This is a genomic window from Curtobacterium sp. MCPF17_050, assembly GCF_003224435.2.
Taxonomy (GTDB): Bacteria; Actinomycetota; Actinomycetes; order Actinomycetales; family Microbacteriaceae; genus Curtobacterium.
The window spans coordinates 1,813,420-1,826,532 of record NZ_CP126250.1; the positions used below are offsets into that span (position 1 = coordinate 1,813,420).

General features: G+C 73.7%; 15 protein-coding genes. 2 read left to right on the plus strand and 13 right to left on the minus strand.

Annotated features, from left to right (window positions below; all coding sequences use genetic code 11):
* Positions 1-2 precede the first annotated feature (2 nt).
* From DEJ34_RS08625 to DEJ34_RS08670, 10 genes are all read right to left on the minus strand, one after another.
* Entirely contained in the window at positions 3-242 is a 240-nt protein-coding gene (locus DEJ34_RS08625) for a DUF6704 family protein (protein ID WP_110825049.1), read from the minus strand.
* Positions 229-1,023: a Trp biosynthesis-associated membrane protein gene (locus DEJ34_RS08630; RefSeq protein WP_110910821.1), complete on the minus strand. Its 795-nt coding sequence runs from the start codon at positions 1,021-1,023 to the stop codon at positions 229-231. Before DEJ34_RS08630 ends, DEJ34_RS08625 begins: the two co-directional genes overlap by 14 nt.
* Entirely contained in the window at positions 1,020-2,552 is a 1,533-nt protein-coding gene (locus tag DEJ34_RS08635; RefSeq protein ID WP_110891293.1) for an anthranilate synthase component I, read from the minus strand. The genes DEJ34_RS08630 and DEJ34_RS08635 overlap by 4 nt, the downstream gene beginning before the upstream one ends.
* Positions 2,549-2,977: a phosphoribosyl-AMP cyclohydrolase gene (gene hisI, locus DEJ34_RS08640; protein ID WP_110891294.1), complete on the minus strand. Its 429-nt coding sequence runs from the start codon at positions 2,975-2,977 to the stop codon at positions 2,549-2,551. Before hisI ends, DEJ34_RS08635 begins: the two co-directional genes overlap by 4 nt.
* Before the next feature lie 89 nt (positions 2,978-3,066).
* Positions 3,067-3,858 carry an imidazole glycerol phosphate synthase subunit HisF gene (hisF, locus tag DEJ34_RS08645; RefSeq protein WP_258365882.1) on the minus strand — a complete coding sequence of 264 codons (792 nt, stop codon included), beginning with the start codon at positions 3,856-3,858 and terminating at the stop codon, positions 3,067-3,069.
* Positions 3,855-4,694 (minus strand): ATP phosphoribosyltransferase, encoded by an 840-nt coding sequence (gene hisG / locus DEJ34_RS08650; RefSeq protein WP_110910820.1) that lies wholly within the window; start codon positions 4,692-4,694, stop codon positions 3,855-3,857. The genes hisF and hisG overlap by 4 nt, the downstream gene beginning before the upstream one ends.
* 62 nt (positions 4,695-4,756) lie before the next feature.
* Positions 4,757-5,020: a phosphoribosyl-ATP diphosphatase gene (locus DEJ34_RS08655; RefSeq protein ID WP_058742152.1), complete on the minus strand. Its 264-nt coding sequence runs from the start codon at positions 5,018-5,020 to the stop codon at positions 4,757-4,759.
* Between the two features lie 9 nt (positions 5,021-5,029).
* A complete protein-coding gene (gene rpe / locus DEJ34_RS08660; protein WP_110825054.1) occupies positions 5,030-5,695 on the minus strand; it encodes a ribulose-phosphate 3-epimerase in 666 nt (221 codons plus the stop codon).
* A gap of 23 nt (positions 5,696-5,718) precedes the next feature.
* Positions 5,719-7,347, minus strand: coding sequence for an RsmB/NOP family class I SAM-dependent RNA methyltransferase (locus DEJ34_RS08665; protein WP_110910819.1), 1,629 nt, complete (start codon positions 7,345-7,347; stop codon positions 5,719-5,721).
* Positions 7,344-8,282 carry a methionyl-tRNA formyltransferase gene (locus DEJ34_RS08670; RefSeq protein ID WP_110910818.1) on the minus strand — a complete coding sequence of 313 codons (939 nt, stop codon included), beginning with the start codon at positions 8,280-8,282 and terminating at the stop codon, positions 7,344-7,346. The genes DEJ34_RS08665 and DEJ34_RS08670 overlap by 4 nt, the downstream gene beginning before the upstream one ends.
* A gap of 126 nt (positions 8,283-8,408) precedes the next feature.
* On the opposite strand from DEJ34_RS08670, the gene DEJ34_RS08675 reads away from it, so the two are divergent.
* Positions 8,409-8,735, plus strand: a complete 327-nt coding sequence (locus DEJ34_RS08675; protein ID WP_110825057.1) for a DUF8129 domain-containing protein — start codon at positions 8,409-8,411, stop codon at positions 8,733-8,735.
* A gap of 119 nt (positions 8,736-8,854) precedes the next feature.
* Positions 8,855-9,331, plus strand: a complete 477-nt coding sequence (locus DEJ34_RS08680) for a DUF4383 domain-containing protein (protein WP_110825058.1) — start codon at positions 8,855-8,857, stop codon at positions 9,329-9,331.
* A gap of 127 nt (positions 9,332-9,458) precedes the next feature.
* On the opposite strand, the gene DEJ34_RS08685 is transcribed toward DEJ34_RS08680, so the two are convergent.
* From DEJ34_RS08685 to rpoZ, 3 genes are read right to left on the minus strand one after another with little or no spacing between them, the layout of a single operon-like run.
* Positions 9,459-11,621 carry a primosomal protein N' family DNA-binding protein gene (locus tag DEJ34_RS08685; protein WP_110910817.1) on the minus strand — a complete coding sequence of 721 codons (2,163 nt, stop codon included), beginning with the start codon at positions 11,619-11,621 and terminating at the stop codon, positions 9,459-9,461.
* Between the two features lie 8 nt (positions 11,622-11,629).
* On the minus strand, positions 11,630-12,841 hold the full coding sequence (gene metK / locus DEJ34_RS08690) for a methionine adenosyltransferase (protein ID WP_110910816.1): 1,212 nt from the start codon (positions 12,839-12,841) through the stop codon (positions 11,630-11,632).
* 5 nt (positions 12,842-12,846) lie between these two features.
* Positions 12,847-13,110 (minus strand): DNA-directed RNA polymerase subunit omega, encoded by a 264-nt coding sequence (gene rpoZ, locus DEJ34_RS08695; RefSeq protein WP_110825061.1) that lies wholly within the window; start codon positions 13,108-13,110, stop codon positions 12,847-12,849.
* Between the last annotated feature and the right edge of the window lie 3 nt (positions 13,111-13,113).

The following is a 13,113-nucleotide window of genomic DNA, read 5'->3' on the forward strand; positions in this document are numbered from 1 at the left end:
GCTCACTCGCCGTGGTGCTTGGGGACGAACTTCGGGCCGTTCACGCCGTAGCCGGCCTTGCCCATGACCGCGCCGACGACGAGACCGATGACCACGACGGCGGCGGATGCCCACACGCCCCAGGCCATGTCGAACCAGAAGAAGAGCGTCCCGGCGGCGAAGCCGATCAGCATGATGACGACGGCCGTCCAGGCCGCCGGCGAGTGGCCTTCGCCGAGTTCTGCGGGCTCAGTGTTGCTCACGGTGCTCCTCGTTGTCGCTGGCGCCGCCGGTCGGGCGACGCTCCGACGATCCTACCGCGTCCGTGGTCCGGACCCGCCCGTCGGCAGTGTCCCCCGCGGTCGGGTCGAGACCCGCGCTCAGGTCGTCCCAGTCGACGACGGCGTCGCGGACGACGGGCGCCCGGGACCCGGTCCGGGAGGCGCCGGTCCCGTCTGACGTGCCGGCGCCGTCCGACGTGCCGGTGCCGTCCGACGCATGGGAGCCGGAGACGTCCGCTGCCGACGCCGACCCGGGCGTGGCGGCGTCGCCGTACTTCCGGCTCGGACCGGGCCAGGACCGCTGCAGGACGAGCACGGCGACGCCGAGGAGTGCTGCGAGCACGCCGCCGGTGATCCCCACCACGGGCCAGATGCTGACGTCGACGCGTGTGACGACCTGCCGGACGGCGCCGATGTCGCTCACGCCGGCGACGGACCCCACGGCGCTGCGCGCGGCGGCCACCGGGTCGGACAGTGCGGAGATCCCGGTCACCACGACGGCCACGCCGAGCAGGAACTGCACGACCGCGAGCACGACCCGGACGACACGACCGGCGATCGTCAACGCGAGGAACAGCGCGAGGCTCGCGATCGCGACCGCGGTGTACTGCGGCACGACCGTCGCGCCGTCGGCGGCCACGGTCTTCACGACCGCCGCGGAGTGGTCGAGGTGCACGGTGAACCAGGTCTGCGTCCACGCGAGCATCACGAGGCCCGCGACCGCGAGCCCGACGACGACCACGAGCGGTCGCGAGCGCTTCACCGGAGCACCCCGGTCATCCGGTTCGCGGTCGCGACGGCACGCAGCGGCGCCGCGGCCTTGTTGACCGACTCGAGGTGCTCGCTCGTCGGGTCGGAGTCGGCGACGAGCCCGGCCCCGGCCTGCACCCGGGCGACGCCGTCCTGGATCAGGGCGGTGCGGATCGCGATCGCGACGTCGGCGTCCCCGGCGAAGTCGAAGTAGCCGACGACGCCCGCGTAGGCACCGCGCGCCGCCGGTTCGAGCTCGTCGATGATCTGCAGTGCCCGCGGCTTCGGTGCCCCGGAGAGCGTGCCGGCCGGGAAGGTCGCGCGGAACACGTCGATCGCGGACGCCCCGGGCCGGACGGCCCCCTCGACGCTCGACACGAGGTGCATGACGTGGCTGAAGCGTTCGACCGTCATGAACTCGGTCACCGCGACCGTGCCCGGCTCGCACACCTTCTGCAGGTCGTTGCGGGCCAGGTCGACGAGCATGAGGTGCTCGGCCCGTTCCTTCGGGTCCTGCAGCAGTTCCTCGCCCAGGCGGACGTCCTCCTCCGTGGTGGCACCGCGGGGTCGGGAGCCGGCGATCGGATGCGTCATGGCCCGGCCGTCCTGGACCTTCACGAGCGCCTCCGGCGACGCGCCGACGATCCAGAAGGGCTCGCCGTCGGTGCCCGCCAGGGACAGGAAGTACATGTACGGGCTCGGGTTGAGCGTCCGCAGCACGCGGTAGACGTCCAGCGGGTCGGCCGTCACGTCGTGGTCGAACCGTTGCGAGATGACCACCTGGAAGACGTCGCCGTCGCGGATGTACCGCTTCGACCGCTCGATCGCCGCCGCGTACTCCTCCCGGGTGGACCGGGAGCGTGCGGTCGGTTCGGCGATGTCGAACGCCTCGGCGACGGTGGCGACGCTCGGCTGCACGAGGTCGGCCTGCATCCGGTCGAGTCGGGTCTGGGCGTCGGACCACAGCGTGTCGGCGTCGTCCGTGCCGTCGTGCAGGGCGCTCGCGACGAGCAGCACGAGCCCGGTGCGGTGGTCGAGCGCGGCCAGCTCGGCGACGAAGGACAGCGCCTGGCCGGGCACGTCGAAGTCCGCCGGCGGGGCGTCGGGCAGGTGCTCGAGCTGGCGGACGGCCTCCCACCCGATGAACCCCACCGTGCCGCCGACGAGCGGCGGGGTCCCGGGCACGCGGGGGGTGGCCCACCGCTCGTGCAGGCGGGCGAGGACCTCCAGCGGAGCGCCGTCGAGGGACCCGACGGCACGTTCCGCCGACAGGCCGGTGTCGATCCAGGCCGCCCGGTCACCCTCCTGCGTCAGGACGCCGAAGCTCCGCACGCCGACGAAGGACCAGCGCGACCACAGCCCACCCTGTCCGGCGGACTCGAGCAGGAACGACCCGGGGCGACCGTCGGCGAGCTTCCGGTAGACACCGACGGGCGTCTCGCTGTCGGCGAAGAGCGCACGGACGACGGGGACGACGCGGTGCCCCTCGGCGACCAGCCGGTCGAAGTCTGCACGGCTGGTGGTGCGGGGTGCGTCGCTCACCGGTCGGACCCGGCCGCGGGCTCGGCGGCGTCGCCGGGGCCGGTCGGCGCGTCGGCCGGTGCGGACGCCGTCACCGGGTCGAGCGGGTCGACGTCGAAGCAGCTGTGCGCACCGGTGTGGCAGGCGGCCCCCACCTGGTGCACCGTCACGAGCAGGGTGTCGTCGTCGCAGTCGAGGGCCGCACCGCGGACGTACTGGGCGTGCCCGGACGTGTCGCCCTTGCGCCAGTACTCGCGCCGGGACCGCGACCAGAAGGTCACCCGACCCTCGGTCAGGGTGCGGCGGAGGGCCTCCCGGTCCATGTAGCCGAGCATGAGGACGTCCTTCGACGATTCCTCCTGCACGATGGCGGGGAGCAGTCCGTCCGCACCGAAGCGCGCGCGGTCGAGGACCGCTCCGGTGCTGGTGCTGGTGCTGTCGGTCATGAGACCACCAGCCTACGGCCCGGCGCGGTCGGCGACCGGCGCGGCGGTCCGACCCGGCCGGGAGGCCCGTCCCGCGCGGTCCGGCCGGCTCAGCGGACGACGTGCCCGGTGGCGCGCAGCGCGTCCTTGACGTCGCCGACGGTCATCTCGCCACGGTGGAAGACGCTCGCCGCGAGGACCGCGTCGGCTCCCGCGTCGATGGCCGGTGCGAAGTGCTCGACGCGTCCCGCGCCTCCCGAGGCGATGACCGGCACCGAGGACACCGCGCGGACCGCGGTGACGAGCTCGAGGTCGAACCCGTTCTTCGTGCCGTCCGCGTCGATCGAGTTGACGAGGAGCTCGCCCGCGCCGCGCTCGACCGCGTCGCGCGCCCAGGCGATCGCGTCGATGTCGGTCTCGGTGCGGCCGCCGTGGGTCGTGACGACGAAGCCCGAGGCGGTGCGGGCGGAGCGCTTGACGTCGAGCGAGAGCACGACCGCCTGCGAGCCGAACCGGTCGGCGATCTCGGTGACGAGCTCGGGCCGGGCGATCGCGGCGCTGTTCACGCCGATCTTGTCCGCACCGCACTGCTGCAGCCGCGAGACGTCGTCGACGCTCCGGACACCACCCCCGACGGTGAGCGGGATGAACACCTGCTCGGCGGTGCGGGTGACGGTGTCCCACATCGTCGCGCGGTTCTCGACCGTCGCCCCGACGTCCAGGAAGGTCAGTTCGTCCGCGCCCTGCTCGTAGTAGCGGGCGGCCAGCTCGACCGGGTCGCCGGCGTCCTGCAGGTCGAGGAAGTTGACGCCCTTGACGACGCGGCCACCGGACACGTCGAGGCACGGGATGACACGGACGGACACGCCGCCGAGGGCGGTCGCGACGGGCGCGTCGGTCACAGGCGTGCGGCGTGGATGGGGCTGACGAGGATGGCCCGCGCGCCGAGGTCGTAGAGCGCGTCCATGATGAGGTTCGCGTCCTCGCGCGGGATCATCACCCGGACCGCGGACCAGTCGCGGTCGTGCAGCGGTGAGACGGTCGGTGACTCGATGCCCGAGGCGATCGCCGTCGCTCGTTCGAGCAGCTCGGACGGGATGTCGTAGTCGAGCATGACGTACCCGCGGGCGACCAGCACGCCCTGCAGGCGGCGGCGGAGGACGTCGATCCCGGCGATGGTCTCGTCCGTGGTGATGAGGACCGCGGTGGACTCGAGGATGACCGGACCGAAGATCTCGAGGCCCGCGGCGCGGAGCGTGCTGCCGGTGGACACGACGTCCGCGACCGCGTCGGCGACACCGAGCCGGACCGCGCTCTCCACGGCGCCGTCGAGCTTCACGAGCGTCGCGGTCACGCCGTGCCGCGCGAGGAACTCGCCGACGAGTCCGGGGTAGCTCGTCGCGACCCGGACGCCCTCGAGGTCCTGCAGCGTGGCGTAGCGACCGGGGGCCCCGGCGAACCGGAAGGTGGAGTCGGCGAACCCGAGCGCGTCGACCTCGTGCGCGGCCGAGCCGGAGTCGAGCAGCAGGTCACGGCCGGTGACGCCGACGTCGAGCGCGCCCGAGCCGACGTAGGTCGCGATGTCGCGCGGCCGCAGGAAGAAGAACTCCACCCCGTTGCGCTCGTCGAGCAGGTGCAGCGCCTTCGGGTCACGGCGACCGGCGTACCCGGCCTCCCGGAGCATCTCGGAGGCGGTCTCGGACAGGGAGCCCTTGTTGGGCACGGCGATGCGGAGCATCAGGGGTCTGCTTCCTGGAGGAGGGTCGGTGACGGTTCTGCGGTGCGCTGGACCAGCGCTCCCTACAGATGTCGCCAGACGTCCGCCGGAGTGAGGCCCTTCGCGACCATGAGCACCTGCAGGTGGTACACGAGCTGCGAGATCTCCTCCGAGGTGCGCTCGTCGCCCTCGTACTCGGCCGCCATCCAGACCTCGGCGGCCTCTTCCACGATCTTCTTGCCGATCTGGTGCACGCCGGCATCCAGTTCGGCGACGGTGCCGGAGCCCTCCGGGCGCGTCCGCGCCTTCTCGGTCAGCTCCGCGAACAGGTCGTCGAACGTCTTCACGCTCCCAGGCTACCGGTCCGCGAGGGCACGCTGCGCCGCCGCCCGGAGATCGGCGATGCGCGCTGCCGGCTCCCCGCCGTACACCGCGGAGCCGGCGACCAGGGTGTCGGCACCGCTCCGCACGGCCTGGGGCACGGTGTCGACCGCGATGCCGCCGTCGACCTCGAGCCAGACGTCGAGCCCCGACGCGTCGACCGCCGCCCGGGCGTCGGCGAGCTTCGGCATCACCTCGGGCATGAACGACTGCCCGCCGAACCCCGGCTCGACTGTCATGAGCAGGACCATGTCGTAGGCGTCGAGGTGGTGCAGCACCTGGGTCACCGGCGTGCCGGGCTTCAGGGCGACGGCGGCACGGGCCCCGTTCGACCGGATCGCCGCGGCGGTGGCCACGGGGTCGGTCGCCGCCTCGAAGTGGAACGTGACGCTGGCCGCGCCGGTCTCGGCGTACTTCGGTGCCTCGGTGTCGGCGTCGGTGATCATGAGGTGGACGTCGAGCGGGACCGGCGAGACCTGCTGCAGGCGCTGCACGATCGGCAGCCCGAGCGTCAGGTTCGGCACGAAGTGGTTGTCCATGACGTCGACGTGCACCATGTCGGCAGTGTCGATGCGCTGGAGCTCGCGCTCGAGGTTCGCGAAGTCGGCGGACAGGATGCTCGGCGAGATGCGGATCGTCACCCGTCGAGCCTACCGGCCGCGGTTCAGGCCGTTCGGCGCACGAGTGCGATGAACATCGCGTCGGTGCCGATGCGGTGCGGCCAGAGCTGCACCGTCCGGCCGTCCGCGACCCGGGGGTCACGAGCGGCCACCGACCGGACCACGGACGCCGTGTCGAGCTGCTCGAGCTCGTGCCCGTGGCGGCGCATCAGGGCGTCGACCTGTCCGCGGGTCTCCGCCAGGTGCGGCGAGCAGGTCACGTAGGCGAGCGTGCCGCCCGGTGCGAGGACCCGGACCGCGGCCTCGAGCAGTTCCTCCTGCAGGACGGCCAGCTCGGCGACGTCCTCGGGCTGCTTGCGCCAGCGGGCCTCCGGACGGCGGCGCAGCGCACCGAGCCCGGTGCACGGCGCGTCGAGCAGGATGCGGTCGAACCGCACGCCGGAGCCGTCCTGTCCGAAGCGACGGCCGTCGCCCTCGACCACCGTGACGGTGTCGCGGAAGTCGCGGAGGGCCTCCCGGACGAGTCCCACCCGGGCCGGGACGAGCTCGTTCGCGACGAGGGTCGCCCCGGCCTGCGCGGCCTCGGCCGCCAGGAGCGCCGCCTTGCCGCCGGGACCGGCGCAGAGGTCGAGCCACCGCTCGCCGGGCCGGACCTCGGAGGACCGGGAGAGCGCGAGGGCGGCGAGCTGCGAGCCCTCGTCCTGCACGCGGAGGCGCCCGGCCGCGACGCCGGGGACGCGTGCCGGGTCGCCGGCGACCCCGCGGATGCCGACCGGTGAGACGGGCAGGTCGGGCGCGACCGGTGCGGTCGCGGGCGCGGTGTCGCCACCGGCGGTGGCGGCGGCGGCGGCGTCGCCGACAGCGTGGTCGCCGGTCGTGTCGTCGGCGACGGGACCGACGGGAGGCCCGTCACCGGAGGCGTCGCCGTCACCCGTGGCGCGCGCGGTCGCCTGCTCGACGTCCTCCGCGGTGGCGACGCCGGGCAGTGCCGCGAGCTGGACCCGGGGCGCCTCGTTGTCGGCCGCCAGGAGTGCGACGAGTTCGTCGCGGGAGCGCTCGGCGGCGAGGGCGTCACGGAACGCCGACACGACCCAGACCGGGTGCGACCACCGCGTCGCGAGCAGTGCCTCGCCACCGAGGCCCGCCGTCACCAGGGCGTCCCACTCCTCCGGGGTCTTCGCGGCGACCTTCCGCATCACGGCGTTGACGAAGCCGGTCGCCCGGGCGACCCCGACCTCTCGGGCGAGTTCGACCGTGGCGGACACGGCCGCGTGGGTCGGTGTCCGCATGGCGAGCAGCTGGTGGACGCCGAGGCGCATCACGTCGAGCACGTCGGCCTCGACGAGGTCCGCGCGACGTCCGGAGGCCAGGGCGACGACGGCGTCGTACCGGCCGATCATCCGGATGGTGCCGTAGGTCAGCTCGGTCGCGAAGCCGGCGTCGCGGGCGCTCAACCCGGCGCGGCGGATACGGGTCGGCAGCAGGAGGTTCGCGTAGGCGTCGTCGACCTGCACGGCACGGAGCACGTCGAACGCGACCCGGCGGGCGCTGACCTGGCGGGCTGTCTGGGGACGACCGCCGGTCCGACGACCGCCGACACCGGGTCCGCCGCTGCGCCGGCCCTCGTCGCCGCTCCCCTGTCGGCCCCGCGGCCGTTCCTGTCCCGCGCTCATGCGAGTACCTTCCCGTCGAGCGGACCGAGCCCGCGGGCCCAGGCCGCGGCGTCCATCGCCTTCTTGCCGGCCGGCTGCACCTCGCGCAGCACGAGCGGCTCGTCCGCCGAGCCGACCAGCAGCACACCGTCCACCAGTCGGAGCGCACCGGGGGCGGGACGCGGGGCGGCCTCCCCCGCGCCGCCCGGCCCGACCCGGCCCGCCCGGAGCAGCTTGACCCGGGTCTCGCCGAGCAGCGCGAACGCGCCGGGCTCGGGGGTGACCCCGCGGAGTCGTGCGTGCACGACGGCGGCGGGGGCTGCGAAGTCGGTGCGGCCGTCCTCGAGCGTCAGCTTCGGCGCCGTCGTCGGCTCGCCGACCTGGTCGGCGGCGACCGCGGTCCCGGCAGCGAGGTCGTCGACGACCCGGACGACGAGCTCCGCGCCGCGCTCGGCCATCGCGCTGAGGACGTCGCCCGACGTCGCCTCGGGATCGATCGTGAACGGCTCGGTCGCGAAGACCGGGCCGGCGTCCAGGGCCTCGACGAGCTGGAACACCGTCGCCGCGGTGGTCGTCTCACCGGCCATCACGGCGCGCTGCACCGGGGCGGCGCCGCGGTACGCCGGGAGGTCCGAGAAGTGCAGGTTCACCCATCCGAGCCGCGGGGCGTCGAGGGCCGGACGGCGGAGCAGCGCCCCGTACGCGACGATCACGCCGAGGTCGACGTCCAGGTCCGCGATCCGGGCGGTCACCTCGTCGTCCACGCGGGCGGCCTCGATCACCGGGAGCCCGAGCTCCGACGCGACCTGCGCGACCGGCGTGGGGGTGAGCACGCGCTTCCGTCCCTGCGGCGTCGGCGGCCGGGTGAGCACCGCCGCGATCTCGTGGTCGGACGCCGCCAGAGCGCGGAGGGTGGGGACCGCGGCAGCGGGGCTGCCGGCGACGACGAGACGCATCGGACCAGTCTCCCACGAGACCCGGACGGGACGGGCGGCCGAGGTCGCGCCCGGTCCGCGCCGGGACTGGGTGTGTGCGGAGGCGGTCCTGCCTACGGTCGCTGGCACCTCGACGGAAGGACCACCATGACCAGCGACGCACTGCCCCTGCCCGACTTCGACCACCTCCCGCTCGGCAACCTCGCCGAACACGTCCGCCCGCTCGACCGCGACCAACTGCAGACCCTGCTCGACCACGAACGGGGCCACGGTGACCGACTGCCGGTCGTGCAGGTGCTGACCTCCCGCATCGCAGCCCTCGACGCCGGCGCCGAGCCGACCGGGACGGTGCCCGAGCACCTGCCCGAGGTCCAGCAGGGCACCGCCTCGCCCGCCGTCACGCCCGCGACCTCCGGCCCGGTGGTCAACCCGCCGTCGCACGGCGACCCGACCAACCCCGCCCAGCCGCGCTGAGCCCGGCAGCCGGAGGTCCCGTCGGCCGCTCCGTCCCCGGGACGAGGGTCCGCGGCACCTCCGGACGTCCCCGTCGTCGCACGGGTACGGTCACAGGCAATCCGCTGAAAGGAACGACCATGTCAGACCGACTGTCCACCCCCGCTCCCACCAGCTTCGCCGAGACGCCCGTCCAGAAGGGCGCCCTCGTCGTCGGGATCGTCTTCCTGCTCGTCGGCCTCGCCGGCTTCGTCCCCGGCCTCACGACCGGTGACCTGGGCGGCGCCGGCAACGACTCCATGGGCATGCTGCTCGGCATCTTCCAGGTGTCGGTGCTGCACAACATCGTCCACCTGCTGTTCGGCGTCGTCGGGGTCCTCGCAGCACGTCGTGCCAGCGGGTCCCGGTTCTACCTGGTGATCGGCGGCGTCGTGTACTTCGTCCTCTGGATCTACGGCCTCTTCACCGCGAACAGCGACAGCGCGGCGAACTTCGTGCCGCTCAACTCGGCCGACAACTGGCTGCACCTCGTCCTCGCGATCGGCATGGTCGCGCTCGGCGTCGTGCTGTCCCGCGGCCGTCGCGCACCGGTCGGTGCGGAGCGCACTGCTCGCTGATCCGCGTCGGTGACGGACGGGAGGCCCGTGGCGGGATCGCCACGGGCCTCCCGTCCGTCCGGGCGGCACAGCGCGGGGGCGCGTACAGCGCGAGGGCCCGTACAGCGCGGGACCCGTGCAGCGCGGGTCAGACCTCGGAGAAGGGTTCGGCGTCGTCCATCCGGACCCGGAGCGCCGGGGCCGCCCGCCGCTTCGTGCCACCGGCGACGACCCGTCGTGTCGAGGAGCGCCGGATCACCTCCGCCTTGAGCGTCGCCGCGACCTCGGCGCCGTGTCCGTACGGGAACCGCACGATCGCGCGGACCGTGCCCGGCGTCGGGTCCTCCACCGGGACGGGCCCGAGGACGGGCCCCACCGGAGCGTCGCCGAGTGCCTCGATCGCGCCGGTGACGGCCTCGTCGGTGCCGGTGAGGGTCGCGACCCGGACGGCCGGCGGGAAGAACAGCTCGCGGCGGTCGGTCAACTCGTCGTGCGCAGGCAGGTCGAGCCGCCAGAGTGCCATCGCGTTCGCGAGCTTCCCGCCGATCCCGACCAGGTAGACCGGAGCACCGGGCGCACCCTTGGCCGCGGCGTTCGCCCACACGCGCAGGACGTCCTCCTGCACCCGGAGCCCCTCCCGCGCGAGCATCCGCTCGCCGTCGAGGAGCAGGACGCACGCGTACCCGCCGGCGACGTCCGGCTCGGCTCCGCGGGTCGCGACGACGACGGCGGGACGCGCCGGGACCTCGTCGATCGGGCGGGACCCGTCGGCGACGACGATGCGGGTGTTCGGGAAGGCCCGGCCGAGTTCGTCGGCGGTGCGCTGCGCCCCCTGGCCGACCGGCTTGAGCGTGCCGTTGCCGCACGTCGGGCAGCGGTAGCCGGCGGCGAGGGCACCGCAGAACCGGCACTGCGGGGTCGACCCCGCCTGTGGACTGCCGAGCGGGCCGCCGCAGACCCGGCAGTGCGCGCGCTCCCCGCACTCGGAGCAGACCAGTCCCGTCCCGAACCCGGGGTTCGACACCTGGACGAGGACCGGACCCTCACGACTCGCCTCGCGGGCCGCCCGCCACGCGCTGCTCGGGATCCGGGCCTGCGCGGCGTACCCGTCGGCGTTCGTCTGGTGCGCCGTCGGCACGACCTTCGGCACCCGGACCCGGTGCGGAGCGAACTCCTGCAACCAGCCGAGCTCGACGAGCCGCTGCACGTCGGTGCTCCGGGCGTGCGAGAGCATGAGCAGCGCCGCGCCCGACTGCGCGGTCCGCACGAGGGCGACGTCCCGGGTGTGCACGTACGGTGCACGCTGCTCGGCGAAGGACGGGTCGCCGTCGTCCCACAGCGCGATGAGCCCGAGCTCGGCGGCCGGGGCGTACACGGCGGCCCGGCTGCCGATCGCCACCACGGGGTGGGTCCGGGCGGTCAGGAGCGCGCGGGCCCGCTGCCCGTTCGTCTGCTTGGCGTCGAAGCGGACGACCCGCTCCGGCGGCACGAGGACGTGCAGCGCACGCTCGAGGTCGGCGACGTCCCGGAAGTCGGGGACGGCGAGCACGGCGGAACGCTCGCCCGCCAGGGTGTGCGCCGCGGCCTGGGCCAGGGTGGCGGCCCAGCCCGGCACCCAGACGCTGTCGGGCGCGTCTGCGGCGACCGGCTGCGGACCGCCGTCGGCGGGAGCAGGGCCGTCCGCTGTCGGGTCGGCGTCAGCGCCGGCGTCAGCGTCGGCGTCAGCGTCAGCGTCAGCGTCAGCGTCGACGTCTGGCTCCGTCGCGGGCGTCGGTGCCGGTGCCGGTGCCGGTGCCGGTGCCGCGAGCAGCACCGGGTGCGGGACGGCACTGACCGCCGCACGGCCACCGGCGTCGATGACGGCCTCGAGCGCGCCGTCCGCGTACCCGGTGACCGGGACCGCCTCGACCGCCGGCGGGACGTGCTCCGGGTCCCGCTCGAGCCAGGCCTTCTCGGGCCGGACCTGCCGGGTCGGCACCGCGAGCCGCAGCACGTCACTCGCGACCCCGGCGGCACGGTCGGCCACGGCCCGCGCGAGTCGCCAGACCTCGGGCGCGAGCACCGGCACCGGGCTCACGAGTTCCTCGATGACGCTGAGTTCCCCCGGGAAGTCGTGCTCCGGGGACAGGGCGTCGTCCGACACGACCTCGACCACGTAGGCGTCGGTCATGCGCGCACCGGAGCGCAGCGGCACCTTCACGCGGACCCCCGGCACGCAGTCGTCCTCGAACTCGGCCGGCACCCGGTAGTCGAACAGACGGTCGAGCTGCGGGAGCGGCGAGTCGAGGACGACGCGCGCGACGGTGGCCACGGAGGGCCTCAGGCGGTGGCGGGGACGAGTCCTGCCGCGGTGCGGAGCTCCTCGACGCGGTCGAGCTGCTCCCAGGTGAAGCCGGGCAGGTCGCGACCAAAGTGCCCGTAGGTCGCCGTCTGCGCGTACTTCGGCGTGAGCAGGTCGAGGTCGCGGATGATCGCGGCCGGTCGGAGGTCGAACACCTCGGTGATCGCGGCTTCGATCGTGGCGTCGTCGACGTGGCCGGTGCCGAAGGACTCGACGTACAGACCGACCGGCTTGGCGCGACCGATCGCGTAGGCGACCTGCACCTCGAGCCGGTCGGCGAGTCCCGCCGCGACGGCGTTCTTGGCGACCCAGCGCAGGGCGTACGCCGCCGAGCGGTCCACCTTCGAGGGGTCCTTGCCGCTGAACGCGCCACCGCCGTGCCGCGAGGCCCCACCGTAGGTGTCGACGATCACCTTGCGCCCGGTCAGGCCGGCGTCGCCCTGAGGTCCGCCGATCTCGAACCGACCGGTCGGGTTCACGATGACGTCCACACGGGACGAGTCGAGGTCCACCAGGTCGAGGACCGGACGGATGACGTGCTCGGTGATGTCGGCCGTCAGCTGCTCGAGCGTGACGCTCGGCGCGTGCTGCGTCGACAGCACCACGGTCTCGACGGTCTTCGGCGTGACGCCGTCGTACCCGACCGTGACCTGGGTCTTGCCGTCCGGCCGCAGGTACGTCAGCTCACCGGACTTGCGGACCGCTGCGAGCTTCTCCGCCAGGCGGTGTGCGAGCCAGATGGCGACGGGCATGTACTCGGGCGTCTCGTTCGTCGCGAAGCCGAACATGATGCCCTGGTCGCCCGCGCCCTGGCGGTCGAGCGGGTCCACCCCGGCACCCGAGCGGCTGTCGAGCGACTCGTCGACGCCCTGCGCGATGTCGGGCGACTGCGCTCCGATCGAGATCTCGACGCCACAGGTACGGCCGTCGAAGCTCACGTCGGAGGAGTCGTAACCGATGCCCGTGATGACGTCACGGACCAGCTGCGGGATCTCGACGTAGCCGGAGGTGGTGACCTCGCCGGCGACGTGCACGAGCCCGGTCGTCACCATCGTCTCGACGGCGACCCGGGCGTGCGGGTCGACCGTGAGGAGGGCGTCCAGGATGGCGTCCGAGATCTGGTCGCAGATCTTGTCGGGGTGGCCTTCGGTCACCGATTCCGACGTGAAGAGACGGAGTGCGCTCGTCACCGGGATCAGACGGTGGGCTGCTGCTGCTTGGTGACGGTCAGCTTGTCCTCGTTGATCTCGTGGAGCGCGACCGAGAGCGGCTTGTCGTCGATCGTCGAGTCGACGAGCGGACCGACGTTGTCGAAGAGCGAGCCCTCGTGCAGGTCGGCGTAGTAGTCGTTGATCTGGCGGGCGCGCTTGGAGGCGAAGATCACGAGCGCGTACTTCGACTCGACCTTGCTGAGCAGGTCGTCGATGGGCGGGTCGATGATGCCCTGGGGGTTGGCCATGGG